At 67.7% G+C, this 22,603-nt stretch carries 24 protein-coding genes and 1 pseudogene; 10 read left to right on the top strand and 15 right to left on the bottom strand.

Annotation, left to right across the window (positions count from 1 at the left end; all coding sequences use genetic code 11):
- Window positions 1-24: 24 nt before the first annotated feature.
- Genes L324_RS21390 through L324_RS21370 form a run of 5 tightly spaced genes read right to left on the bottom strand, consistent with a single transcriptional unit; the run spans window position 25 to window position 4,416 of the window.
- Window positions 25-780: an MHYT domain-containing protein gene (locus L324_RS21390; protein ID WP_037311231.1), complete on the bottom strand. Its 756-nt coding sequence runs from the start codon at window positions 778-780 to the stop codon at window positions 25-27.
- 19 nt (window positions 781-799) lie between these two features.
- Window positions 800-1,387 (bottom strand): GTP-binding protein, encoded by a 588-nt coding sequence (locus L324_RS21385; protein ID WP_037311228.1) that lies wholly within the window; start codon window positions 1,385-1,387, stop codon window positions 800-802.
- Window positions 1,368-1,745, bottom strand: a complete 378-nt coding sequence (locus tag L324_RS21380; RefSeq protein ID WP_037311225.1) for a DUF742 domain-containing protein — start codon at window positions 1,743-1,745, stop codon at window positions 1,368-1,370. The genes L324_RS21385 and L324_RS21380 overlap by 20 nt, the downstream gene beginning before the upstream one ends.
- Window positions 1,742-2,176: a roadblock/LC7 domain-containing protein gene (locus L324_RS21375; RefSeq protein ID WP_037311223.1), complete on the bottom strand. Its 435-nt coding sequence runs from the start codon at window positions 2,174-2,176 to the stop codon at window positions 1,742-1,744. The genes L324_RS21380 and L324_RS21375 overlap by 4 nt, the downstream gene beginning before the upstream one ends.
- Window positions 2,173-4,416 (bottom strand): HAMP domain-containing sensor histidine kinase, encoded by a 2,244-nt coding sequence (locus L324_RS21370; RefSeq protein ID WP_235783602.1) that lies wholly within the window; start codon window positions 4,414-4,416, stop codon window positions 2,173-2,175. Before L324_RS21370 ends, L324_RS21375 begins: the two co-directional genes overlap by 4 nt.
- A 294-nt stretch (window positions 4,417-4,710) precedes the next feature.
- Between L324_RS21370 and L324_RS21365 the strand changes: the two genes are divergently transcribed.
- From L324_RS21365 to L324_RS44315, 3 genes and pseudogenes are all read left to right on the top strand, one after another.
- Complete coding sequence (locus L324_RS21365; protein ID WP_152546944.1) at window positions 4,711-5,007, top strand: hypothetical protein; 297 nt, start codon at window positions 4,711-4,713, stop codon at window positions 5,005-5,007.
- A gap of 53 nt (window positions 5,008-5,060) precedes the next feature.
- On the top strand, window positions 5,061-5,276 hold the full coding sequence (locus L324_RS21360) for a hypothetical protein (RefSeq protein WP_037311219.1): 216 nt from the start codon (window positions 5,061-5,063) through the stop codon (window positions 5,274-5,276).
- Between the two features lie 548 nt (window positions 5,277-5,824).
- Window positions 5,825-5,942: pseudogene (locus L324_RS44315) on the top strand (glycohydrolase toxin TNT-related protein); the annotation flags it as partial.
- A gap of 63 nt (window positions 5,943-6,005) precedes the next feature.
- On the opposite strand, the gene L324_RS21355 reads toward L324_RS44315, so the two are convergent.
- Window positions 6,006-6,527, bottom strand: coding sequence for a CGNR zinc finger domain-containing protein (locus L324_RS21355; RefSeq protein WP_037311216.1), 522 nt, complete (start codon window positions 6,525-6,527; stop codon window positions 6,006-6,008).
- A gap of 112 nt (window positions 6,528-6,639) precedes the next feature.
- Between L324_RS21355 and L324_RS21350 the strand changes: the two genes are divergently transcribed.
- A complete protein-coding gene (locus tag L324_RS21350; protein WP_037311212.1) occupies window positions 6,640-7,518 on the top strand; it encodes an alpha/beta fold hydrolase in 879 nt (292 codons plus the stop codon).
- A gap of 118 nt (window positions 7,519-7,636) precedes the next feature.
- On the opposite strand, the gene L324_RS21345 is transcribed toward L324_RS21350, so the two are convergent.
- The 3 genes from L324_RS21345 to L324_RS21335 all read right to left on the bottom strand — a co-directional run bounded on the left by L324_RS21345 (window position 7,637) and on the right by L324_RS21335 (window position 10,091).
- Window positions 7,637-8,668: a hypothetical protein gene (locus L324_RS21345; RefSeq protein WP_152546943.1), complete on the bottom strand. Its 1,032-nt coding sequence runs from the start codon at window positions 8,666-8,668 to the stop codon at window positions 7,637-7,639.
- Between the two features lie 183 nt (window positions 8,669-8,851).
- The gene (locus L324_RS21340; RefSeq protein ID WP_037311206.1) at window positions 8,852-9,601 is read right to left on the bottom strand and encodes an SDR family oxidoreductase; all 750 of its coding nucleotides are present in this window, start codon (window positions 9,599-9,601) and stop codon (window positions 8,852-8,854) included.
- A 22-nt stretch (window positions 9,602-9,623) separates the two neighbouring features.
- A complete protein-coding gene (locus tag L324_RS21335; protein ID WP_235783601.1) occupies window positions 9,624-10,091 on the bottom strand; it encodes an SDR family NAD(P)-dependent oxidoreductase in 468 nt (155 codons plus the stop codon).
- A 267-nt stretch (window positions 10,092-10,358) separates the two neighbouring features.
- On the opposite strand from L324_RS21335, the gene L324_RS21330 reads away from it, so the two are divergent.
- Window positions 10,359-10,958, top strand: coding sequence for a TetR/AcrR family transcriptional regulator (locus tag L324_RS21330; protein ID WP_037311354.1), 600 nt, complete (start codon window positions 10,359-10,361; stop codon window positions 10,956-10,958).
- Between the two features lie 50 nt (window positions 10,959-11,008).
- Here L324_RS21330 and L324_RS21325 read toward each other — a convergent pair whose 3' ends face one another.
- Entirely contained in the window at window positions 11,009-11,839 is an 831-nt protein-coding gene (locus L324_RS21325) for an SAM-dependent methyltransferase (protein WP_438938461.1), read from the bottom strand.
- A gap of 48 nt (window positions 11,840-11,887) precedes the next feature.
- On the bottom strand, window positions 11,888-12,388 hold the full coding sequence (locus tag L324_RS21320; RefSeq protein WP_037311203.1) for a hypothetical protein: 501 nt from the start codon (window positions 12,386-12,388) through the stop codon (window positions 11,888-11,890).
- A 73-nt stretch (window positions 12,389-12,461) separates the two neighbouring features.
- On the opposite strand from L324_RS21320, the gene L324_RS21315 reads away from it, so the two are divergent.
- The 3 genes from L324_RS21315 (at window position 12,462) to L324_RS21305 (ending at window position 14,899) form a co-directional block, all read left to right on the top strand.
- Window positions 12,462-12,902, top strand: a complete 441-nt coding sequence (locus tag L324_RS21315) for a MarR family winged helix-turn-helix transcriptional regulator (RefSeq protein ID WP_152546942.1) — start codon at window positions 12,462-12,464, stop codon at window positions 12,900-12,902.
- 164 nt (window positions 12,903-13,066) lie between these two features.
- Window positions 13,067-14,434, top strand: coding sequence for a flavin monoamine oxidase family protein (locus L324_RS21310; RefSeq protein ID WP_037311201.1), 1,368 nt, complete (start codon window positions 13,067-13,069; stop codon window positions 14,432-14,434).
- 162 nt (window positions 14,435-14,596) lie between these two features.
- Window positions 14,597-14,899, top strand: a complete 303-nt coding sequence (locus tag L324_RS21305) for a hypothetical protein (RefSeq protein WP_161780872.1) — start codon at window positions 14,597-14,599, stop codon at window positions 14,897-14,899.
- Between the two features lie 26 nt (window positions 14,900-14,925).
- Here L324_RS21305 and L324_RS21300 read toward each other — a convergent pair whose 3' ends face one another.
- The 3 genes from L324_RS21300 to L324_RS43650 form a co-directional block, all read right to left on the bottom strand.
- On the bottom strand, window positions 14,926-15,267 hold the full coding sequence (locus tag L324_RS21300) for a hypothetical protein (RefSeq protein WP_037311349.1): 342 nt from the start codon (window positions 15,265-15,267) through the stop codon (window positions 14,926-14,928).
- A 117-nt stretch (window positions 15,268-15,384) separates the two neighbouring features.
- Window positions 15,385-16,761 (bottom strand): NsdA family TPR-like regulatory protein, encoded by a 1,377-nt coding sequence (locus L324_RS21295; RefSeq protein WP_051174018.1) that lies wholly within the window; start codon window positions 16,759-16,761, stop codon window positions 15,385-15,387.
- 308 nt (window positions 16,762-17,069) lie between these two features.
- Window positions 17,070-17,420: a polyprenyl synthetase family protein gene (locus L324_RS43650; protein WP_051174017.1), complete on the bottom strand. Its 351-nt coding sequence runs from the start codon at window positions 17,418-17,420 to the stop codon at window positions 17,070-17,072.
- A 671-nt stretch (window positions 17,421-18,091) separates the two neighbouring features.
- On the opposite strand from L324_RS43650, the gene L324_RS21285 reads away from it, so the two are divergent.
- Window positions 18,092-20,233 (top strand): putative bifunctional diguanylate cyclase/phosphodiesterase, encoded by a 2,142-nt coding sequence (locus L324_RS21285; protein ID WP_037311192.1) that lies wholly within the window; start codon window positions 18,092-18,094, stop codon window positions 20,231-20,233.
- A gap of 42 nt (window positions 20,234-20,275) precedes the next feature.
- Here the strand turns inward: L324_RS21285 and L324_RS21280 are convergent, their stop codons facing one another.
- Window positions 20,276-21,097: an SAM-dependent methyltransferase gene (locus L324_RS21280; RefSeq protein WP_051174016.1), complete on the bottom strand. Its 822-nt coding sequence runs from the start codon at window positions 21,095-21,097 to the stop codon at window positions 20,276-20,278.
- Between the two features lie 157 nt (window positions 21,098-21,254).
- On the opposite strand from L324_RS21280, the gene L324_RS21275 reads away from it, so the two are divergent.
- Window positions 21,255-22,580, top strand: a complete 1,326-nt coding sequence (locus L324_RS21275) for a cytochrome P450 (protein ID WP_037311188.1) — start codon at window positions 21,255-21,257, stop codon at window positions 22,578-22,580.
- The last annotated feature ends 23 nt before the right edge of the window (window positions 22,581-22,603 follow it).

Below are 22,603 nucleotides of genomic sequence, written 5' to 3'. Positions count from 1 at the left end.
CGCCGGTCCTTCAAGTTCGGGACACTAGGACTGGGTGGCCGGGCGCGGTGACTCGGTGCTCGCCGAAGCCATCAGGACCGCGCAGATCGGCACCGCCAGCGCCAGGGTGGCGAGGACGAAAACCGGGAACAGGAAGGAGAATACCTCCACCCCCGGCGGATCCGCCGCGGCCGGATCCAGGTCCAGGCGCACCGCCGCCATCCCGGTGTAGTGCATGCCGGTGACCGCCGCGCCCATCACCAGTCCCGCCGCCAGCCGGGGCAGGAGCTTGTCCAGCCCGACGGTGAACCACAGCGCGGCGGTCGCGGCGACGACCGCGATGACCACCGAGAGCGCCACCATCGGGACGTCGTAGCCAATGGTCCCCTTGACCTGCACAGCCCACATCCCGGTGTAGTGCATGCCGTTCACGGCGAGCCCGGTGAGCAGCCCGCCGAGCAGCAGCCGCCGCCACGCGAACCGGGTGCGGACCCCGAACACCAGCAGGCCGAGGAAGACCGCGGCCACCGAAACGATCGCGGACAGCGTCGTCCGGAGGATGTCGTAGCGCACCGGCAGACCTGGCGTCGAAAAGCCCAGCATCGCGATGAAGTGCATGACCCAGATGCCGACCCCGCCGATGGACACCGCGGCCAGCACGAGCCAGCCCAGCCTGCTCCGCGGGTTGATGGTCGACCGAGCCTGCAGCGTGCAGGCGAGCCCGAGCGCACACCCCACCACCGAAGTGAGGTACGCGAGCACGACGAGCCAGTTCCCCATCGCGAAATCGTCGTGGTCCATAGGCATTTCCGGGCTCCTGTCAGGCTTTCCGTTGATGCGGTGCGTGCAACTCGGCCAACGCGTGCTCGGCCGCGGCGATCAGGGTCTGTTTCGTCGACTCCGGCGAACGCGCGTCGCAGGAGATCACCTGTACCGTCGGCGGGATCTTGAGCGCCTCACGGACTTGTTCGGGCGCGTGCTGGCGGGTGCCCTGGAACTGGTTGATGGCCACCAGGAACGGCAGGCCGCGCGACTCGAAGAAGTCGATCGGCGCGAAGCAGTCCATGAGGCGGCGCGTGTCGACCAGGACGATCGCGGCGACCGCGCCGCAGACCAGGTCGTCCCACATGAACCAGAACCGGTGCTGGCCCGGGGTGCCGAACACATAGAGCACCAGATCGTCGGCGAGGGTGAGACGACCGAAGTCCATCGCGACGGTGGTGGCGATCTTCCCCGGCACCGCCTCGATCCGGTCGACCCCGACGCTCGCGGTCGTCATCATGGCTTCGGTGCGGAGCGGGAGTATTTCCGAGACCGCGCCGACGAAGGTGGTCTTGCCGGCGCCGAATCCGCCTGCCACCACGATCTTGGCCGAGGTGATCCGTCGTTCAGAGTGCGCGTAGTCCACTGAGGACCCTTTCGAGCAGGTCGTTGCGTTCGTCCCAGGAGGTGTCTTCGGTGAGCGTGTCCCGCACCGACACCTGCCTGGTGCTGAGCAGGTCGCCGATCAGGACCCTGGCCACCCCCAGCGGCACGCTCAGGTGGGCCGCGATCTCCGCCACCGAACGCTGGTGCAGGCACAGCTGCGTGACCACCGCCAGCGGGTTGGTGGGGCTGTAGGGCGCCGTGCGCCCCTCGGCTGTCGTCTCCACGAGTGCTTCCACCGGGAGGTCGACCGCGGGCCGGGTCCGGCCGGCGGTCCACGCGTAGGGGCGGGCCAGCGAAGCCGCGTGCCTGCCGCCCTCACGTCGCCGGGCCTCACTCACCTGGTGGCTCCCGGCGAGGCCGCACGCCGCACCGGGGTATCGACCATCTTCCCCACCCGGTCGACCAGCAAGGTCATCTCGTACCCCACCAGCCCGATGTCGCAGCCAGGGTTGGCCAGCACCACCAGATTCGAGCCGTCGCCGACGTTCATCAGCATCAGGAAGCCCTGCTCCATCTCGATGACGGACTGCACGACCCGGCCGGCGGTGAACAGCTCGGCCGTGCCCAGCGCGAGGCTGGACAGCCCGGACGCGATCGCCGAGAGCTGGTCGGCCCGGTCCCGTGGCAGCGTTTCGTTCGCCGCCACGAGCAGCCCGTCCGCCGAGACGAGCGCCGCGTGCGCGACGCCGGGAACGTCCTGGGTGAACGCCGACACCAGCCAGCTCCGGGACTGGTCGATCACGTCCGCTCCTTCTTGCCGGGTGTTCATCGCTTCTCCACCTTCGGTGCGGCCTGCTCGTTCGTCACGCGATGGCGGGCCGCGCGCATGCCGCTGTAGTGCCGGGAAAGGTTGTTCCGCACCGCCGCGGGATCGCGAAACGACGTGTCCTGCGGCTGCGGACGGCGCGGAGCGGCCGCGCCAGGGGCGAGCTGCGCGCCGGGTTGCCGGGTCGGCAGCCCGGACTCGGTGAACTCGATGTCGGCAAGGCCACCGACCGCGACTTCCGCGGCCAGCCGGACCTGGTCGACGGGGGTGACCCACTGCTCGGTCCGGTCCGCCGGGGCCGCGCCGGGTTCGTCGGCGAACCAGTGCGAGAGCGTCTGGTCGAAGATCGGGGTCGGCATCTGGGTGAGCTCCGGGTCGAAGGGCGCTGGTTCCTCGGCGGGCCATCGGGGTTCGAGTTCGTGGCGCGCGCTGCCGTTGATCGCGGGCCGTGCCGGGAAGACGGGCCGCGGCGGAAGGTCGACCAGCACCAGCACGCCGGGAACGTGCACGCTCGCCGTGATCCCCGCACTCGCGTTCCGGGTGGTCGTCGGCCGCAGCCGGACGGTGATCCCATGCGACGCGGCGAGCCTGCTCACCACGAACAGTCCCATGCGGCGCGTGGTTTCCGGGCTCACGGCGGCACCGGCGGCGAGCCGGGCGTTCGCCGCTTCGATGTCCCCGCCGCTCATGCCGAGCCCGACGTCGACGACCTCGATCAGCACCCCGCCGTCGTACCCGCGGTCGGCGGTGAGCACGACCTGCTCCTCCGGCGGCGAGGAGCGAATGGCGTTCTCCAGCAGTTCGGCGAGGATGTGCACGACGTCGGCGGCGGCCTCGGACTGCACCGAGCCGCGCGGCGCGTTCCCCAGGGAGATCCGCTGGTAGTCCTTGACCTCCGAGGTCGCGGCCCGCAGCAGCTCGACCGTCGCGACCGGCCCGGTCTCCCGTCGCACCGGGCGGCCACCGGCGAGGACCTGGAGGTTCTCGCCGTTGCGCCGCAACCGGGTGGCGATGTGGTCGATCTGGAAGAGTTCGGCGAGCCGCTGCGGATCCTGCTCGTCGGCTTCGAGGTCCTCGATGACCGAAAGCTGAAGTTCCACCAGCGACTGGCTGCGGCGGGACAGCGTCATGAACATCTCGCTGACCTGGATGCGCATCTCCGCCTGCTCGCCGACGGCCAGCCGGACGGCCTGCCGGTGCATGTCGTCGAAGGCGCGGGCGAGCTGGCCGATCTCCTCCTCGGAGTCGACCGGGAGCGTCTCGACCGCCTGCCAATCGATCGTTTCCCCGCCCCGGATCCGCTCGATCATGTCGGGCAGCCGGTGGCGCGCGACGTCGATCGCGGCCGCGTGCAACCGCCGGATCGGCGCGACCAGCGACCGCGCCACGGCGAGCGCGATGGCGAGCGCGCTGAGCAGTGAAGCGATGATGAGCGCGGCGTCGCGAAGGGCGTCGGAACGGGCCAGGTCGGTCTGGAAGCCGACCGAGTCGGACAACGTTTTGACGTGCTCCGTCAGCAGATTCCCGAGCGCGGCGCGTTTCGCCGCCGATCCCCCGGCGGCGGGAATGGTCGCCGCGGCGAACCGCGCGGCCTCCGCCCCCGGCGGCAACGACCGGCGAATCTGGGCGGTCAGCACGGTTTCCTCGGCGGCGACCGCGATCGACGCGTCCGGCGGCTGCCTGGACAGCGCTTCCTGCACCGCGAGACTGGTCCGCAACTGCATGAGCGCCCTGGCGATACCGGCCGAGGCGTCGAGTTCCGGGCTGCCCGCCTGCCGGACCACCCCGGGGATCACTTCGCTGAGCGCGAAGACGAAGTCGTGGTAGCGACCGGTTTTGACGGCGGGTGCCCCGGACTCCTGACGCAACTCGGCCAGCTTTCCCAGCTCGGTCTCCAGCGCCCCCGCGGTCTGCGGTGCCAGCCGCGCGAACTCGGCGTCATGCCGCACCGACGCCGCTTTCGCATCCACCGCGCCGGTCTGCGCGGATGCGCCGTCGTGGATCATCTCTTCGTCGACGAGCGCGCTGAGCTCGGCAATCCCTTGCAGTACAGGCATTTGATCCCGTACGGCACTGAGCCCGCCCGCTCTGGCGAGCTCGGATTGCACCCGTATCCCCGCCAGCAGCAGCGCGACGAGCACGGGCAGCAACAGCACCACGGAGATCTTGGTGCGCAGCCGCCACGTGCTGGGATTCCAGTACGTGCCGGCAGGACGGCGTCGAAGGGGTTCGTCTTCTTTCATCTGTGGCGTGGCTCGATTCCTACGCGTGGCCCGATGAACGATTTCCAGAGTTCGTTTTTTCCCTGAATTCAAGCCAGAGACGTAACTCCGCCGCCGGGGGTGTTGTCAAGGAGCCGAACTCATTTCCCCCGTACGCATCAGCTACGCAGGGTAAACGTCGCACAGCTGGGCTTTTACCTTCGCGGAGGGTGAGCTGTCCAATTCCGCGATCGCCATGTCCGGGAATTTCCGGCGACCATTTCTTGATCGGCCGGATTTGATCACACCTGGCACGCATCGAAGGTGTTCGCGGTCTTGACGACCGTCCCGATCTTGTCGGCGCAATCTCCCCGGGGTGACTCGCCGCCGTGGCACCACACCCGGCGGACAGGCCCGCTACAGCCCCACCAACCAGCTCGCCTCGATCACCTCCGGCGCCGACACACCCTGTTCACCGCCTCCTACGACACCCTCGACCAGACCCAGCCCGATACCATCACCGAAATCACCGGCGCCGTCACCACCAGCCACGCCTTCACCCGCACCGCCATCGGCGTCTCCCGCACCGTCGTCAACGGCGCCGGCCGGCTGACCGCCCGGCCACCTCCATGACCTCTGGGAAACGATCGACCAGGTTCGCCTTGCGGCGCGGCCGCAGACGGCGGATGGTTCCCGCCCTCACCCAGGTCGATCGCACGCCATGGACCCGGTGCTACCGGGGAAACCCCGCGAACGGCGCCAACGTCGGCGCCACCACCTGGTCGTGGGTCAACGCCGAAACCTGGAGTTCGTTCGCGAGGAAATCAGGCCGCGTCACCAAGATCGAGTATCTGAGCGACGTCGACCTCGGCTCCGAAACACGGGCCCGGATCCCGTTCTGAAGGGAACCTTCGAGACGCTCCACGTCCGAAAGGGGCCTTCAGGACACCCCAGGCCACGAAAACCCCACCCGACCCGGGGCGCACCACCCAGCCATGTTCGCCTTACCTCTCAATAACCTGAACAACGCAGAACATCGGCACGCCATTGTGCTCCGGCCTCGACAGACAGGGCAAACTGCCGAGGCATCGCTAGTGCGCGTGTCCCGAAGTCGGCGGTCACCGTTGCACCGCGACGAGAGAGACGACGGGCGGCGGTCAGACCAGGTATCGCGGACGAGGTCCGGACTGTCCCCTCCCAGAGCATCAGCGCGGTTCCAATGTCGTCCCGCTGGACGTGCCATAGCGCGAATCGCGCACCGCCTTGTCACAGGGATGTGCCTCTTATGGACGGAACACGCACGGCCGCTCCCGGCTGTGCCGTGAAACTTCCAGTGTTGCCGGACGGCGAGGTGTGGGTGGCGATGCCCAGACCCGGTTCCCCGCCCTGCACACCACGACACGACGTCGAGGTCGGGTTGCGGTGCCACTCCGCTGTCGCGCGCTGGATGCCGCCCTTGACGTTGTTCCGCGGCAAGGAGCTGCGCACGTTGCCAGCGGGGAGGGAACTGGACCGCTTCGGTGGCCCGAACGGCAACCTGACACTACGCGAACGGGACGCCGTTCGAGGCCGCGACGCCGAAGGGCATGACCGGCAATCGCCGCGCCCGCCCCGTCCCTATTCCACGGGCGCTAAGTCGAACGTTCGCGGCGATAGTGACGAGCGGCTTTCGCCCGGTTGCCGCAGGTTTCCATGGAGCACCATCGCCTGGTGCCGTTCCGGGTCGTGTCGTCGAAGTACAGCGTGCACACCGGATACGCCGAGCATCGCTTGATCCGTTCCGGGCGCGTGCGAAGCAGGCTCAAGTAGCCGTACGCCGCGAGCCACGCGGGTCGCCAAGCCACTTCCTCGACCTCGATCACTTCTTCGGGGCCGCCTTGCCGCAGCTCCGGCCGCAAACGCCCGCGCGCCAGCACCTCGTTCAGCTCGCGTTCGGCGGAAGCACCGGGGCTTTCGAGCACCTCGCGCAGGACGGAACGCGTGTGCCGCAACGGTTCCTCCGCCCCCGGCGTATCCGGCAGGCCTCGTTCGGCCAGCCAGGTGCCGACCCCACCAGGCTCGTCGAAGACGTCCCGCTGCTCACCACGATCGGGCCACGTGGTGTTCAGCAGGTCCAGAGCGATCGGCTCGCCGACCAGGGGGCGTTGCGGCATAGCGTCATCCTACCCGCCGTCGAACGCTTGACAGGTTAGGTCCTCTCCTGCTTATCTCTAACCGTTCTCAAGTATTTAGCCGGTTAGAACCAGTCGCGAGGAGCAACCACCCATGTCCGAATCCACCCAGCCCGTGTCGCACCGCACGGCGACCATCGACGGCCGCGGCGTGTTCTACCGGGAAGCCGGTGATCCGGCCGCGCCCACCGTGGTGCTGCTACACGGTTTCCCCACGTCGTCGCATATGTTCCGCACGTTGATCCCGGCACTGGCCGACCGTTACCACGTCATCGCCCCCGACCACGTCGGCTTCGGGCACTCGGACACCCCGGCCGTCGACGAGTTCGACTATTCGTTCGAGAACCTGACCGCGATCACCATGGGCCTGATCGACACGCTGGGCCTGGACCGCTTCGCCCTGTACATCCAGGACTACGGGGCACCCATCGGGCTCCGTATCGCGAGCCGGCACCCGGACCGGGTCAGCGCACTGCTGGTGCAGTCCGGCAACGCCTACGTCGACGGCTTCACACCGTTCTGGGACGTTCTGTTCGCGCACGCCAAGGATCGCGAATCCCACGAGGCGGAAGTGCGCAAGCTCCTGGAGCTCGACGCGACCCGCTGGCAGTACACCCACGGCGTCCCCGCCGACCGGCTGGACCGGCTCACCCCGGACACCTGGACCCTCGACCAGGCCCTGCTCGACCGCCCCGGCAACAAGGAGGCGCAACTGCAGCTGTTCTGGGACTACCAGTTCAATCTCGACGCTTACCCGGCCTTCCAGCGGTACTTCCGCGAGCACCGGCCGCCGACGCTCATCACCTGGGGCGAGCACGACGAGATCTTCGGCGCCGACGGAGCCCGCGCGTTCCTTCGCGATTTGCCCGACGCCGAGCTGCACCTTCTCGACGCCGGACACTTCGCACTGGAGACACACGGCCCGGAAATCACCGCACTCATCCGAGACTTCCTCGACCGCACCTTGCACTGACCACACCCGGACAAGTGACCCCGGCCCGTGCGGACGTGCTGATCACCGCCCCACACCGCGTCGGTGTGCTGCCGGACCAGCCGTCCGACCAAGCCCGGTCAGGACGCCCGGCCGGTGATCAGGAACAGCGCCAGACGTACGGGTGGAAGATCCGCTCGGCGTCCATGCGCGCCCCTGCCACCGTGCCGTCGTCGCCGATCCGGGACGGGAGGTCGAGCTTGATGTCGCCGAAGTTCGACACCCACGCGCCCTGCCGCCACACGCCGTAGCCGGTGCCGCTGAGGTCATTACCGCCGTGCGCCTCGTCGATCCGGCCGGTGATCAGGCCGTCCCGATTGATGTCGAAACGCGGGTTGCCATTGGACAGGTTGTAGCTCGAGTTGGGCAGCACGTGCGCGGCGCCCTGCTGGTCCCAGTAGACGCCGACCTTCTTGTCGTTGTACACGGCGTAGCCGACCACGCGCCCGTTGGAGAACGCGTCGCCGCCGGGATGGCGCAGGCCCGGCAACGTGCCGAGCTGGGTGATCGTGCCGTCCCGCCAGACCGCGAGACCGGAGTCGCGCAGCAGCAGCACCGAGCCGTCCTCGTCGACCGCCTGGGGCCAGGTGGGGTCAGGAGGCAGACCGGGGAGTGTGGTGACGGTGCCCGGTTGTGCGGCAGGCCAACGCACCACCGTCTTCAGGCCGAGGCCGTCGTCCCAGACGTAGCCGGTGATGTCGCCCGCGTCGTTGATGCCGAGTGCGGCGGCCTTGGTGTTGTTCCCCAGCTTGGGCAGCTCCTCCAGCACGCCGTCCCGAGAGCGGAACGCCGTGCTCTGGGAGTATCCCCCCCAGAGGTGGAACTGTGCGGTGCCGACGATCGTGCCCGCGCGGTTCTCGTCGGTCACCTCGTAGCTGCGCCTGAAGCCGATCTCGGGGAAGACGGAGTACGCGCCGTTCTTCCACGTGAGCGCCCGCTGGCCGTCGGCGGTGCCGGCGATGCCGGCGAAGCCGCCCTGGTGGTCGGTCGCTGTCGGCAGCCCGCCCTTGCCCGGCACGGGAAGTGCCGTCGGACGCCAGGTGCAGGCCGCCGCGGCGGATGCTGTCGAGGTCGGGACGAGCAAGGCCGCCGCGAGCAGCAATGCGCCACCTAGTAACCGGTATCTGTGCACGTTTCCCTCCAGAAAGTATCGGTGAACGCGACCAAGGATCGCATTCACCACCATTGGAGTGGGCAAAGATAGGGGTGCTTTCGCGTAATTAGGGGTTACCGCCCGCATACGAACGAAAAATGATAGGGAGAGTCCCTGTACGTGCCGTGAAATGCATCCGTGTAGGTCAAGAACCCGTGATCACTAGTAAGCGAGTTCTCCGATGCCGCCGTCGACGCGCAACACGGTGCCGGCCGTGTAGGCGGATTCGTCCGAGGCGAGATAGACGGCCGCCTTGGCCAGTTCGGTGGCCGTTCCGAGGCGGTGGAGGGGCACGGTCCGGCGGAGTTCCTCGTAGACGGCAGCCTGGCGCTCGGGGCCAAGCGGCGCGAACGCGTTGGTGACGGTCGGCCCCGGGCTCAGTCCGTTGACGCGGATACCCCGGTGCTTCAACTCGTAGGTCAGTCCACGGGCATAGGAAAGCAGCCCCGCCTTCGCCGCACCGTAGACCGTCGCGTTCTCGTGTCCGATGAAGGCGGAGACCGAACCGACGAGAATGACCGAGGATTTCCGCGAGAAGAGCGGCAGTAGCTCTTTGATCAGGAAGAACGGCGATTTGAGATTGGTGGCGACGAGCCTGTCGAACGCTTCCTCGGTCCATTCCTCGATCGGGAGATGGGTGATGTCGGCGGCGTTGTTCATCAGGATGTCGAGCTTGGGCCATTCAGCGCGCAGCCTCGCCGCGAGCGCCGCTTGGCCGGGTACGTCGCCCGCGTCGCTGACGATGGTCAGCAGCGGCCCTTCCAGTTGCCGGGCGGCCTCGTCCAGCCTTTCCCGCGAGCGGCCGGTGATCGCGACCGATGCCCCCTCGGCGAGGAATTCACGGGCGGTTTCGAAGCCGATGCCGCTCGTTCCTCCGGTGATGAGTGCGTGCTTTCCGTCAAGACGGCTCATTGAATTCATCTCCTTGTCCGACTCAGATCGCGGTCCGGCCACCGTCGGCGGCCACGGTCGCCCCGGTCACGTAACTGGCTCGGTCGCCGGCGAGAAAAGCGATCACGTGCGCGACTTCGGCCGGGTCGGACGTGCGTTTGAGCGCGGTGGTCAGGCCCATGCCACCCATGTCCGGGCCCATCGCCGCGACCACCTTCGGGGTGCGCATCGGGCCAGGGACGACGGCGTTGACCCGCACGTTCGCCGGGGCGAACTCCGCCGCCCACGTGCGGGTCAGCGATTCGACCGCCGCCTTGGTGGCGCCGCAGACAGCCATGCCCTGCATGCCGAGGACGGCCGCGGTGGAACTGACGTTGACGATACCGCCGCCGCCCTTGGCGGCCATCTTCGGCGCGACGAGCGCGGTGAGCAGGAACGCCGCACGCACATTGACCGCGAAGGCGGCGTCGTAGCTCGCGATGTCCTGTTCGGTGGTCGGACTGAACGTCATGACGCTCGCGTTGTTGATCAATAGGTCCCGGATCGGTGCCGGTGACGATCACGTCGGCTCCCTGCGCGGCCAGGACCCTGGCTGTCGCATGCCCGAGCCCGCCGACCGCGCCGGATCCGGTGACGAGTGCCGTCCTGCCTGCCAATTCCATTGCTTCGCCCTTCGCGTCCGCAGTGTCCACCGACTTCTGTGCAACCGTTCAAGAAGTCATGCGAACGAAGCTATGACTTCTTGAACGGACTGTCAAGAAGTCGTAGAGTCGTGGCCGTGGCACGAACCGGACGTCCCCGCGGCTTCGACAAGGGCAAGACCCTGGAGCGCGCTCTCGAACTGTTCTGGTCCCGGGGATACGGGGCCACGTCGATCCAAGACCTGGTCGAGGCACTGGCGGTCGAGCGCGGCAGCCTCTACGGAACGTTCGGGGACAAACGCAGCTTCTACCTCGAAGCCGTCAGGCACTACTGGGAGGTGTACGAGCGGCGCCTGACCGCCGCGCTCGACACTGACCCACTTCTTCCGGCGCTTCGCGAGATCCTGACCCACCCGGCGCGCCTGGACGAACTGATCTCCGACTTCGGGATGCCGAACGGCTGCCTCGTCGGCAACACGACCGCCGAACTCGTCCCGCACGACAGCGAGGCCACGGAGATCGTCGCGCGCTCATATCGCCGGTTCACCGACCTCGTCACCGACGCGCTGCGCCGCGCACAAGCCGCCGGGGAAGTCACCGACGACACCAGCCCCGAGGCCCAGGCCCAGCTACTGCTCTACGTGGTCCAAGGCCTCTCGCTCGTATCGAGGGCAGGTGTCGACAGGAAGGCGGCACTGGCCGCGGTCGACGCCGTGATCGCGGGCTTGCGGGCGTAGACCCCGGCCTCCAGTGCGTAATCCGCCTGAGCGGACCGAAGCCGAAGTGGTCAGCGAGTGCGTGCGACGCCGGCCAGGCCGCGCGAACGTGCGGCGTCCTTGTCGGCGCCCGCGGTGTCGGGGTGCCATTGGGGCAGCCACACCAGACCGGGCTCGACGAGCTCCAGATCTCCGAAGAACTCGGTGATCTGCTCACGTGTCCGCATGATCGCGGTGTGGTTGGTCCGGCGCCCGTACTCCTGCGCCACCCGCTTGCCCGCGTTCTGCGTCTCGACGTCGTCGGGCGCGACATGGATATGCGACAGGGCCAGGAAGCTGCCGGGCGGCAGCATCGCGCGGTGGAAGCCCAGTGCGGCGTGCGGGTCCTGCTCATCGGGCATGAAATGCAGCAGCGCGACCAGCAGCAACCCGATGGGCTGGGTCCGGTCGATCAAGCCGGTGTCCAGCACGCGGTCCCACAGCGGGCGCCGGTCGAAGAAGTCGGCGTCCAGCGCGGCGTGCCGCTCCGGGTCCGCGGTCTCCTCGAGCAGGATCTGCGCGTGCGCCCTGGCGATCGGCTCGTTGTCGATGTAGACCACCCGGCATTCACCCGGCGCCACCTCGTCGGCGACCTCGTGCACGTTGCCCTGCGTCGGCAGCCCGGAACCGATGTCCACGAACTGCCGGATCCCCTGCCCGACCATGAAGCGGACGGCACGGCCGAGGAACGCCCGGTTCGCGCGGGCGAAGTCCCGGATCTCCGGCAGCACCGCGAGCTGCTTCTCGGCGAAAGCCTGGTCGACGGCGTAGTTGTGCGTCCCGCCGAGCAGGTAGTCGTACACCCGCCCGACCGACACCTTGTCCACCGCCGCGCTCAACCGGGCCGCCTCGTCCATGCTCATCGCCATCCCCAGATCATCTCGCGGGCAACGTTCGCCGGGCGACGGTGATCACGCTGCGGCGACCTCCGCGCCTGCAGGCAATGCCGCGCTCAGCCGACGACGCCATACCTCGATGAGGACGGTACCGACCATGGTCGGCGCGAGCCAGGGGATCAGCTCGACGGGGCCGCTGACCGGTCCGTCGACCACGAGCGCGACCACGATCAGCGCGGTGACGAGTGCGACGTACGACCCGCCCTGACCGTGCACGTAGCCATGGATCCAGGCCCGGTACCGACGTTTCGCCGACACCTTGGCGAGTACGGCCAGGCCGTAGGTCAGCGCGGAGACCGGCACCAGCCACCACAGGTCGGTGCGGCGTTCGATCACCAGCCCTGTCGCGGAGAGGCAGATGAGGAGGACCATCGCGCGATACCAGGCACTGATGACGCCGGTGGAACGCTCGGCGGAGCGGAAGCGCCGAAAGTCCTGGCGCATGGCCGGCGGGCCGAGCAGCAAGCCGATAGTGCCGGTGGCGATATGGATGACCAGCAGGGCGACGTGGACCATGCGCTTCACCTCTCGCGACCGACATACCGACAGCCGAGACTTGTCTCACTAAGTTAGCATGTTAAAGTAGTTCGTGCCGCAGGATTTGAGCTTCGATCTGCATGCGTTGACGGCCCGGCTGGACCGGTCGGCCGACCGGATATTGCAGGCCGAGTACGGATTCTCGTATCGCAGGTTCCGGATGTTGCTGATCGTGGGCAAACTGGGCGAGGCCACTCAGCGAGCGGTGTCCGAGGAACTGGGTGTCTCGGAGCCGTCGGCGAGCCGGATGACCGGCGTGCTCGCACGCATGGGCCTGCTCGACGCGCGACCGGATCCGGCGGGCGGGAACCGGCGCCGGTTGAGCCTCACCGTCGAAGGCAAGCAGATGGTCGAGCAGTGCCGCGCCTTGCTGGAGCGCCGATTCCGCGACCTGGTGCGACGCAGTGGCGTGTCCTACGCCGACTACGCACGCAGCACGCGCCTCCTCCTGGACGCGCTGAACACGCCACCGGGGCTCGACACGAAGAAGTGAACGGGCCGGGGTTGGGCGTTTTTCTGCCCCTGTTGACATCCGCGCCGGTGGACCGGAAGGATTCACGCCCACAACTGAAGACGAAGTCAGCGCCGTGGTGGTAGGTGGGTGCGCCGGCGTGTTCGTGCAGCCCGCGAACACGTCCAACACACCCAGGAGGTCAAGTGTCCCACCATGATCCCGACGTCATCGTCGTCGGCGCCGGCATGGCCGGTCTCGTCTGCGCCGATCGTCTTCGTGCTAGCGGAGCCGAAGTTCTTCTCCTCGAAGCCTGTCCTCAAGTCGGTGGCCGCACGGCCGGAATCGAGCTGGACGGCGAGATCGTCGACCTTGGCGGTCAATTCATCGGACCGGGCCAGGACCGGGTCTACGCGTTGGCCGCGGAACTCGGGGTGGCCACCGTTCCGACTTACACGAACGGCGAAAATCTGCTCCAGACCGAGACGGGACGGTTACGACGGTTTCGGGGCATGGTGCCGAAACTCGGTCCGGTGACGCTGCTCGACGTCGCGCAAGCCCAGTCCCGCCTCGACAGGCTCGCCCGGGCCATCGACACCCGAACACCTTGGCGCGGCCCGAACGCACAGGCGCTCGACGGGCGAACCCTGCGTTCCTGGATCGACCGCACAGCGTGGACCCGGGGCGGGCGACGGTTCCTCACCCTTGCCTGCCAAGCGATCTGGGCCTGTGAACCGAGCGAACTGTCGCTGTTGCACGCCCTGTTCTACGTGAAGTCCGGAGGCGACCTGTCGGCGTTGACCGACGTCGAAGGCGGCGCGCAGCAAGACCGGCTGGACGGCGGTGCGTACGGCCTGGCCACCAGGCTCGCCGACCGCTTGGGCGACGCCTTGCGGCTCGACGCACCGGTCCGGCGGATCGAGCAGGACGGTTCCGGTGTCGTGGTCACCGTCGACGACGGCACCGCATGGCGGGCGGGCCGGGTGGTGGTCGCGGTCCCTCCCCCGCTCGCGTCCCGGATCGTCTACCACCCGCAGTTACCGGCCGCACGCGACAACCTGCTGCAACGACTCTCCATGGGCAGCGTGATCAAATACGTCGCCACCTATCCGGAACCGTTCTGGCGATCGGCGGGCCTTACCGGCGCCGTACTCAGTCTTCGCGCCCCGATCGCACTGACCGTCGACAGCAGCCCACCCTCTGGCCGGCGCGGCGTACTGCTCGCCTTCGTCAACGGCGCGGCCGCCCGAGACCTCGCCGCCCGTTCTTCCGGTGACCGCCGGGCGATCGTCCTCGGCGAGCTGGCCCGGCTGTTCGGCCCGCAGGCCGCCACCCCCTCGAACTTCGTCGAACGGGACTGGAATCGGGAACCGTTCGCCCGTGGTGGCTACTCGGCCGTGTTCCCGCCGGGCGCGTGGACGCGAGCCGGCTCCGCACTGCGCGCTCCCGTCGGCCGGATCCATTGGGCCGGAACGGAAACCTCGGCGCGCTGGTACGGCTACATCGATGGCGCGGTGCGCTCGGGCGAAGCCGCGGCGGACGCGGTCGCGGCGGACGCGGGCGACGTCGGTTGACTTCGTGCCGCGAGATGGTCTTGGAGTGTGGCGTGCCGGAATCGGTAGACCGGGCCCACTGTTCTGAGGATGTGCCGTGAGCGCGCGTCCTCGAGGAACCGCAGTAGCCGGAAGGGAGTCCGGTACCGGACCGTGAGGAAGCAGGCGGAGGCCGACAGCCGGGTGAAGGCGGCCTTCCGAGCTTGGAGCGCGTGCATGGCGCGAGACGGGTTCGACTACACCGATCCGTGGCAGCCCAACGACAATCCCGAATTCCAGAGCCTGGAAGCGAACGTCAGGGAAGTCGCGACGACGACCGCGGACGTGCGCTGTAAACGCGAGGTGAACCTCGTCGGCATCTGGGCCTCCGTGGAGGCCGCCTACCAGGAACGGAAGATCGGCGAAAACGCCGACGCGCTGCAAAACGTGAAGGCGGCGATTCGGGTCATGCTCGGAAACGCGGCCAGGATCACCGACGGAAGGTGAGGGTTGAAATCGCCACGGCCGGTGGCCTAGATGAACACCACCGAGCGGAAGGTGACCCGATCCGAGCCCTTGCCGTACGGACCCAGGCTGAAGGAAGCGGCCCCCTCACAACCGCTCTCGTCATACATTTTCGCGATACTCCCGGTCCAGTTCCACGGTCGGAAGGCGGAGCCGGTGCCCGCCGCGACTTCCGGGATCTCGATACACTCGGCTTCGGGCGGCTCGATCAGGCGACTCTCCTGGACCTCCTGCTGATCGTCGTAGTAGAGATAGCTGAATTCTTGCGGGTCCGCGGAAGCAGTGCCGGCCGGCATCAAGGCCAGGGCGAGAACACCCGCGAGGGCGACGTGAACCGTGCGTGAGCGCATGAGGAAGGTCCGTTCTTTTCGCGGCTTGGACCTGATGGACACTGCTCGCTTTCCGGCCGGAATTAATCGATCTCCACCCATTCGCGTAGCCTTGGGCCCCGCTCCGGGTGATTGTGCTCATGCTCTTCGGGTTGATGGATCAAACGGCTGTGTCATCGGATGGGGGCAGTGCACTGCGGCACACCGCTGGATCAGGGCACGGACTTCCGGGTGCCGCCCGAACGTCTGAAGGCGCTTCCGCAGATCCTCCAACGCGGCGGTGACACGGCCGGAACGCAGGCCTGGGTACACGTCGAGAAAACGGTGCGCCACGGTGCAGGCTCTGCTGAGCAGACCGAGATCCAGTTGCCGTTCGGCGAGTTCGGCCAGTGCCAGTGCCAGCGAGCGGCGCTCACCGGGCGGATAGTGGCGCAGCGCTCGGCGAAGCGCCGTGACCGCTCCCGCGATATCGCCGTCGAACACGTGAATCGACGCGGCGTGATAGTTCAGTTCGCCGCGGTTGTACGAGCCGAAAACCGGTCTCGGCCCGGCCGCCCGGCCGAGGATCTCGCGAGCACGCCGGTGAGCGTCGAGCGCGGCCTGGCTCCGGCCGAGAACGGCGTAGCTCAGCGACACCTGTGCGTGCAGGAAGGCGCTGGTGTGCGGCTCGACATGACGGTCCCCCACCGTGAGCGCCGCGAGGGCCAAGCCCAACGCGGCGGTTCCGTGCCCGAGGTGGGATGCCTGCAGACTGAGCGCCCGGAGCACGATCGCGTACCGGACCGGGTCCGAGGTCAGGACCGCGAGATCGAGCGCGATCCGGTAGTACTGCTGCCCGAGCCCGTGCTCGTTGTTGTCGAAACAAGCGAATCCCATCAGCAAGGTCAGGTCGAGTACGGACCCCAGAAGCTCGTGGTGATCGGCGTCGCCGTTCCCGCCTGCCAGCTGCGGGAGGATGTCGTCGGCGAGGTAGGTGGTCAGCGCGGTCCTCGCGTGGCCACTGCCGAACTGGTGATTGGCCGCCGCGAAAACGCGCACCATGTGCTGCGCCATCGAGACCGTGCCGGATGTCCGCCAGGTCGGTCGATCGGGACGGCGGTCCTCCGCTGCCCGCTCCGGCCACATCGGTACCGCCAGCACATCGAGCCGGTACACCGACCGTGCGAGCCTGCCACGTCCCACGACGCTCAGATCGGTCCGGACGAGATCGGTCAGCACGGTCAGCGCGCAGGCCGGCCCGACGGCCTTCTCCTCGGCCATGGTCACGGCGAAACCGAGTTCGGTGATGGTGACCGGCCTGCCGAGCCTGCGGGTCAGCACCTCGGCGATCAGCATCAGCACTTGGCCCCGCGGGCAACTTCCCGAGAGCCAATGCGCGACAGCGGTGCGGTCGTAGCGCAGCCGCAAGCCGGATTCGGCGCCGGCCATGTTCACCGTGCGCGCCAGATTGTCGTAACTCCACTGAGCGGTGGTCAACAATGCGCGAAGCCGGTCATTGCGGACACGGCGCGACATGTCTTCTCCTCACAGGGTCCGGGTGAAGCGCCGCCGACTTTCGACACCGCGACGACCAGAGTGCTCAGACCGGTGCCGTCACCACCAACGCGCCGCCTCGCCGTGCCAGGCCGGTATTCGAACTGCCGCAAGGGACGTCCGAAAATTCCTGACGCCTAGCACAAGGCCAACAATCAGACGTTAGGCCACTTTCGCCGGTTTGACGTAGAAGGATTCTTTGCTTCACCCGAATGAACCGGGTCGACCACGCGGTGAGAGCAAAGTCCGGCTCCGGGCAGTGCATATGCGCGGTAAGACTCCGTAGTTTCCTAGTTATCGCGGCGGGCGATGAGGTGCGCGAGATCCACCAGGCCCTGCACCACGGTCAGGGCGGGTGTGACGGTCCGCAGGCCGGCGAGCGCCTCGGCGAGGGCCATCTCGGCTTGGGACCGCGCCCAGTGCCGTCCACCCGCCGTCTCGACCAGCTCGGCCGCGTGGACCAGCTCGGCGGAGGTCAGGGGGCGGTCCACCGCGTAGAGCTCCGCCAACCGCTCGCCGGCGGCGGTGCCGGAGGTGAGACCGAACAGCACCGGCAGGGACTTCTTCCGGTTGACCAGGTCCGATTTCGCGGGTTTGCCGGTGTCGGCCGGGTCGCCCCAGATTCCCAGGATGTCGTCCACGCCGGACGGATCATCTTGCCCTCGCCACCGGTCGCCGGCCCGCCGGTGGCGGTCACCCAGCCGAAGTGATGACCGACCACTCCCCGAACCTCTTCGGGAAGCCTGTCGACCACCGCGCGCAACGCCGGCTCGATCACGCTCTTGACGTCCGGAAGCGATTCGTGCGTCTCCCCGCCGAGACGAGCAGCATCGGTCGCCGTCATCTCACACCTCCGCACTCGCTTCAGCCCAGCAACCTCCCTCACGACCGAAAAGCGATAGGCGGCCAAGGAGACGTCGGTGTTGAACGTGTTGAACGCGCCGGACCACGACCGTGGTCAATTCCAAACGGCGAAGTCGCGATTCACCAACTTCGGTCGCATCGGGAAATATTTCCAGCACCCCATCGGTTGACGCGCCGTCACACCGATGGACCAGTCACGTCCCGCCGGTAACTACTAAGCTTTTCGTCTCAAGACGAACGAGCGACGCGGTGAAGATACGCGGTCCATGCAGAACAGGCGATATTTCGGAAAGTTTCGAACTCGATTCGCATATCCACGGCGCCGCCAGGAGGATCCGTTGGGGCATCACCCGGTGGTGGACCTGCCGTACCCTGATCGGCCTCGGACGAAAAGCGGAATCGGCGTCAATGGCCGGTCGAGGACACGGAGAACAAGGGGTCGAGCGTCATGACCAGGCCACTACCTTCCGACGGGCAGGAACAGCCCGCCGGAACGCGGCCTCTCGCGTCGCGGCGGGAACGCGTCAAGGTCGCGCGAAAATGGGCCTATCTCATCAGTAGCACCATTTACCTCCCCCTCTCGCACGACCAGATCGAACGAGAGCTACTGGGCCTGCTCGATCGGCTGCTCGAGGCGTTGGCCGGGGACCGGCCCGGCACCGAGAGCGCGGCGGAGGTCGGCGCCGAACTCGTTCGGCTGCACTGTGTCGGCAAGACGAGCCTGCAGTGCACGGTGGACGTGCTCGCCACCGCATTGCTGGCGCCGTCGGGTTCACGCCCCGCCGATCGGTTCCCGGAGCGCGTCGCCAGGTTGCTCGGCGCGCTGGCGTCCGGTTACGCGGAGGCGATCCGTTCCGAGGCCGTCGAGCAGCGGGACACGAGTGACCAGGCGCTGCTCAACGCGGTCCGGGAGTCGCAGCGTGAGTGGCGGACCAGTGAGGCCCAGCTGGACGAGATCTTCCTCGTTTCGCCGAGCGGGATCGCGGTCACCGGGCCCGATGGGCGACTCGTCCGCACCAATCCCGCCCTGCACCGGATACTGGACCGGACGTCGAACGAGGTCGCGGACGGCAACCTGTTCGAGTTCGTACACGAGACGGATCGGCCGCTCCTGCGGGACGGCTACCGCGATCTCGGGGACGGCAAGATCGAAAGGCTGCGATCGCGCCCGCGCTTCGTCACCAAGGACGGCGACCTGTTCCAGGCCACGCTGACCGCTTCACTCTTACGCGGTTCGCAAGGCTACGTCACGATCGTGGCCGACGACGCGGAGCTGATGCTCCTGCAGAACCAGCTGCGGCACCAGTTGCTGCACGACATGCTCACCGGCCTGCCGAACCGGCAGTTCTTCAGCACACACCTCGAACACGTGCTGCACCTGCCGAATCCGGCGACGCTGTACCACGTGGACCTCGACGGATTGTCGTTGGTCACCGATGGTCTCGGCAGGAAGACCGGAGACAGCCTGCTGCGGACCGCCGCGGACCGGCTCAGGTCCGTGGTGGCGGGTGAGAACGCGATGGTCGCCCGGTTCGAGAGCGGCAAGTTCGGCATTCTGATCGAGAAGTCGGCGAACACGCCGGACGTCGCCACGATGATCGAGCGGATCAACGAGACGCTGACCGAGCCGATCTACATCGACGACAAGGGCCTGGCGGTGACGGCGAGTTTCGGCGTGGTCGAAGACCTTCCCCGCAACGTCGAACCTGCCGAGCTGTTGCGTTCGGCGGACCTGGCGATGCGGCGGGCCAAGAACATGGGGCCCGGCCGGTGGATACGGTACGACCCGGTGCGGGACGGCCGAGCCAGGGAGACCATCGGCCTGGTGGCCGCCATGCCCGGTGCCTGGGAGAACGGCGAGCTGAGCATCGGCTACCAGCCGCTGGTACGGCTGGCCGACGGCGAGATCGCCGGGGCCGAGGCTCGGCTGAGGTGGGAACATCCGGAGTTGGGTCTGCTGCCAAGGGAACGCTACGTCGAACTCGCCGAGCACACCGCGCTGACCGGCGCGCTCGGCGCGTGGCTGGTCAAGCGTGGCTGGACGGACCAAGCCGCGGGTGACCTGCCACTGCTGGTACCGCTCACACCGAAGCAGCTGGCCGATCCTCGGCCGGCCGAGGCGATCCGGGAAATTCTCGACAGCGCCGCGCCTGCCCCCGGCCGGTTGTGGCTCGGCCTGCCGTCCGGGGCACTGCTCGCGGACGGACACGAGATCGCCGGCAACGCGCGCGTGCTCGCCGACCGGGGAATCGACTTGGTGCTGCTCGACTTCGGCGTCACACCAGGCGAGCTGACGTTACTGGAGGACATCCCGGTACGCGCCGTACGCCTCGGCTCTCGTCTCGTGCGGCATGCCGTCGATGAGGACTCGATGGTCCTCGCCGGGGCGAAGACCATGATCGCGCTGATCCGTCAGGCCGGGATCACCGTGCTCGCCGGTGATCTGGAAACCCGCGAGCAGGCACGGTGGTGGCAGCTGGCGGGTGTCGAGCTGGGAACCGGCCCGCTGTTCACCGGCGACAAGGGGCTCGGGACCGACATCGGCTCCCTCATCGGCGGTGGACAGGCCGGTCCGAGTCGAGGCCGGTGAAGTCTCAGTGTCCTGAATGGACAGTTGACCCGGCGCCCCGCTTCAGGGTTTGCGTGCCATCCCGGCGTAGAGGACCTGATTCAGTATCGGGTCCTCGGCGATGTCGCCGGGCCCGGCGGGGCGCCAGGTTCCGCATCCGACCAGGCCGGGTTCGAGCAGTTCCAGGTCGCCGAACATGGCGAGCACCTCGTCGTACGGGCGTGACGTGACCTGGTCGCCGCCCCTTGTCGCGACCCTGAGCGCTTCCCGGACCTGATAGGGCTGGTAGTCCTCGGTGATGTGCGTGATGGCCAGATAGCTTTCGGAAGCCATCGCGTTGATGTAGTGGCGCATGAGGTCACGCGGGTCGGATTCGTCCGGGATCCAGTGCAGCATGCACAGGAACAGCATGCCGATCGGCTCGTCGAGATTCAGCTGCCGACGCAGTTGAGGATCGCCGAGGATGCGTGAGGGGTCACGGGCGTCGGCCTTGAGCGCGGTGGCGCGGTCGTTGCCGGCGAGGATCAATTGGCTGTGCGCGACCGCGACGGGGTCGTGATCCACATACACCACCCGGCATTCCGGGTTCGCGTCCTGCGCGATTTCGTGCACGTTGCCGACAGTCGGTACACCCGAACCGATGTCGAGGAACTGGCGGATGCCCTGGTCGATCATGAACCGGACAGCCCGTCGGAGGAACGCGCGGTTGAGCCTCGCCACCCCCCGGGCGTAGGGCACGATTCGCTCCGCCTGCGTGGCGGCCCTGCGGTCGACGGCGAAATTGTGGCCGCCGCCCAGCATGTAGTCGTAGATCCGGGCGGCGCTGGGGACCGTGTCGTCGGTGTCCGGCGGGGCCCAGTCCGGCAGTCGCGTCAGTGCCAACACCCCAATCCCATCGCTTTTTCTCGGGAAGCCGTCGAGCTTACCCAGTCCGGCACGGTGACCGGGGCGCGGCCGTGTAGTCACCTGATCGAGTGCTGTGGGCCGCAACCGAATGGCGCTAGCGTGTTCTCTTCCCTTCCGCGTCGGCGATGGAGTGCGGATGCCTGTACCGGTTGCGCCCGGTCGATGGCCGTTGCTCGGACACACCCCCGCGATGCTGCGGCGTCGCTTCGGTTTCACGTCGTCGCTGTACGCCCGCGGTGACGTGGTGCGCGTCTACCTCGGCGCGATGGAAACGTACTTCGTGACCAGTCCGGAATTGACGTACCGGGTATTGGTCACCGACGGGAATGATTTCCGCAAGGGCGCGATGTTCGAGAAGTTCCGCCCGTACGTCGGCAACGGACTCGCCGTCTCCGACGGTGTTCTGCACCGGCGGCAGCGCCGGTTGATACAACCCTCCTTCCACCACGCCGCCATCGCGGGGTACGCCGAGATCATGGCGAGAGCGGCCGCCGAACTGGTCAGACCCTGGAGGCCGGGCGAGGTACGCGAGGTGGACCACGACATGCAGGCGCTCGCGGTCGCCATCGTCGGCGAAGCGCTGTTCTCCACCGGACTCGGCAAGGCCGCGATCGAGGAGGCCCGGCGGTCGATCCCGATCATCCTCAAGTACGGCATGATCCGCGTGCTCTCGCCCGCTTTTGTGGAAAAGCTCCCCATTCCGGCCAACCGGCGGTTCGACGAGGCCATCGACCGCATGCGCACGATCGTCGAAGAACTCATCGACAACTGGCGAGCCGAGCAGCCCGACCGGAACGACGTGCTGTCCATGCTGCTGCTGGCCAGGGATGCCGAAACCGGCGAGGGGATGACCGACGAGCAGGTGCGCGACGAGGTCATCACCTTGCTCACCGCGGGAATCGAGACCAGTGCGCTGGCGTTGTCCTGGCTGTTCCACGAAATCGCCCGGCACCCCGAGGTCGAAGAGAAGCTCCACAACGAGATCGACGAGGTGCTCGGCGGCAGGCCGGCGACCGCCGAGGACGTGCCACGACTGGTCTACACGCGGCAGGTCGTCAACGAGGTCCTGCGGATGTATCCACTGTGGATTCTCATGCGCCGCGTCACCAAGGAAGTCGATCTCGGCGGTGTGCGCCTGTCACCGGGCACCGAGGTGATCATCAGCCCGCACGCCATGCATTTCGATCCGAGGTTCCACGATCACCCCGATCGTTTCGACCCGGACCGCTGGGCGGGCGAACGAGCCAAGGATCTGCCCCGCGGGGCCTACCTCCCGTTCAGCGCGGGTGCCCACCAATGCATCGGGAACTCCTTCGCCATGACCGAAATCGCGATCGTCGTGGCCACGATCGCCGCTGCGTGGCGCCTGGTCCCCGTCCCGGGCGAGCCGGTCCGGGTGAAGTACACGACGACCGCGTATCCGAGCAGACTGCCGATGACAGCGGTCCCGCGCTTCCCATGATCGTCGAACCCTATTTCAGTGGA

Source organism: Amycolatopsis orientalis DSM 40040 = KCTC 9412, assembly GCF_000478275.1.
Classification (GTDB): Bacteria; Actinomycetota; Actinomycetes; order Mycobacteriales; family Pseudonocardiaceae; genus Amycolatopsis; species Amycolatopsis orientalis.
The sequence above is the reverse complement of the archived record's forward strand: the minus strand, read 5'-3'. Positions and strand labels throughout refer to the sequence as shown.

Coding starts and splice junctions, on each gene's coding strand:
- L324_RS21390 (WP_037311231.1), bottom strand. CDS start 780: ATGGACCACGACGATTTCGCGATGGGGAACTGGCTCGTCGTGCTCGCG.
- L324_RS21375 (WP_037311223.1), bottom strand. CDS start 2,176: ATGAACACCCGGCAAGAAGGAGCGGACGTGATCGACCAGTCCCGGAGC.
- L324_RS21370 (WP_235783602.1), bottom strand. CDS start 4,416: ATGAAAGAAGACGAACCCCTTCGACGCCGTCCTGCCGGCACGTACTGG.
- L324_RS21360 (WP_037311219.1), top strand. CDS start 5,061: ATGGTTCCCGCCCTCACCCAGGTCGATCGCACGCCATGGACCCGGTGC.
- L324_RS21355 (WP_037311216.1), bottom strand. CDS start 6,527: ATGCCGCAACGCCCCCTGGTCGGCGAGCCGATCGCTCTGGACCTGCTG.
- L324_RS21350 (WP_037311212.1), top strand. CDS start 6,640: ATGTCCGAATCCACCCAGCCCGTGTCGCACCGCACGGCGACCATCGAC.
- L324_RS21340 (WP_037311206.1), bottom strand. CDS start 9,601: ATGAGCCGTCTTGACGGAAAGCACGCACTCATCACCGGAGGAACGAGC.
- L324_RS21335 (WP_235783601.1), bottom strand. CDS start 10,091: ATGACGTTCAGTCCGACCACCGAACAGGACATCGCGAGCTACGACGCC.
- L324_RS21325 (WP_438938461.1), bottom strand. CDS start 11,839: ATGAGCATGGACGAGGCGGCCCGGTTGAGCGCGGCGGTGGACAAGGTG.
- L324_RS21320 (WP_037311203.1), bottom strand. CDS start 12,388: ATGGTCCACGTCGCCCTGCTGGTCATCCATATCGCCACCGGCACTATC.
- L324_RS21300 (WP_037311349.1), bottom strand. CDS start 15,267: ATGCGCTCACGCACGGTTCACGTCGCCCTCGCGGGTGTTCTCGCCCTG.
- L324_RS21295 (WP_051174018.1), bottom strand. CDS start 16,761: ATGTCGCGCCGTGTCCGCAATGACCGGCTTCGCGCATTGTTGACCACC.
- L324_RS21285 (WP_037311192.1), top strand. CDS start 18,092: ATGACCAGGCCACTACCTTCCGACGGGCAGGAACAGCCCGCCGGAACG.
- L324_RS21275 (WP_037311188.1), top strand. CDS start 21,255: ATGCCTGTACCGGTTGCGCCCGGTCGATGGCCGTTGCTCGGACACACC.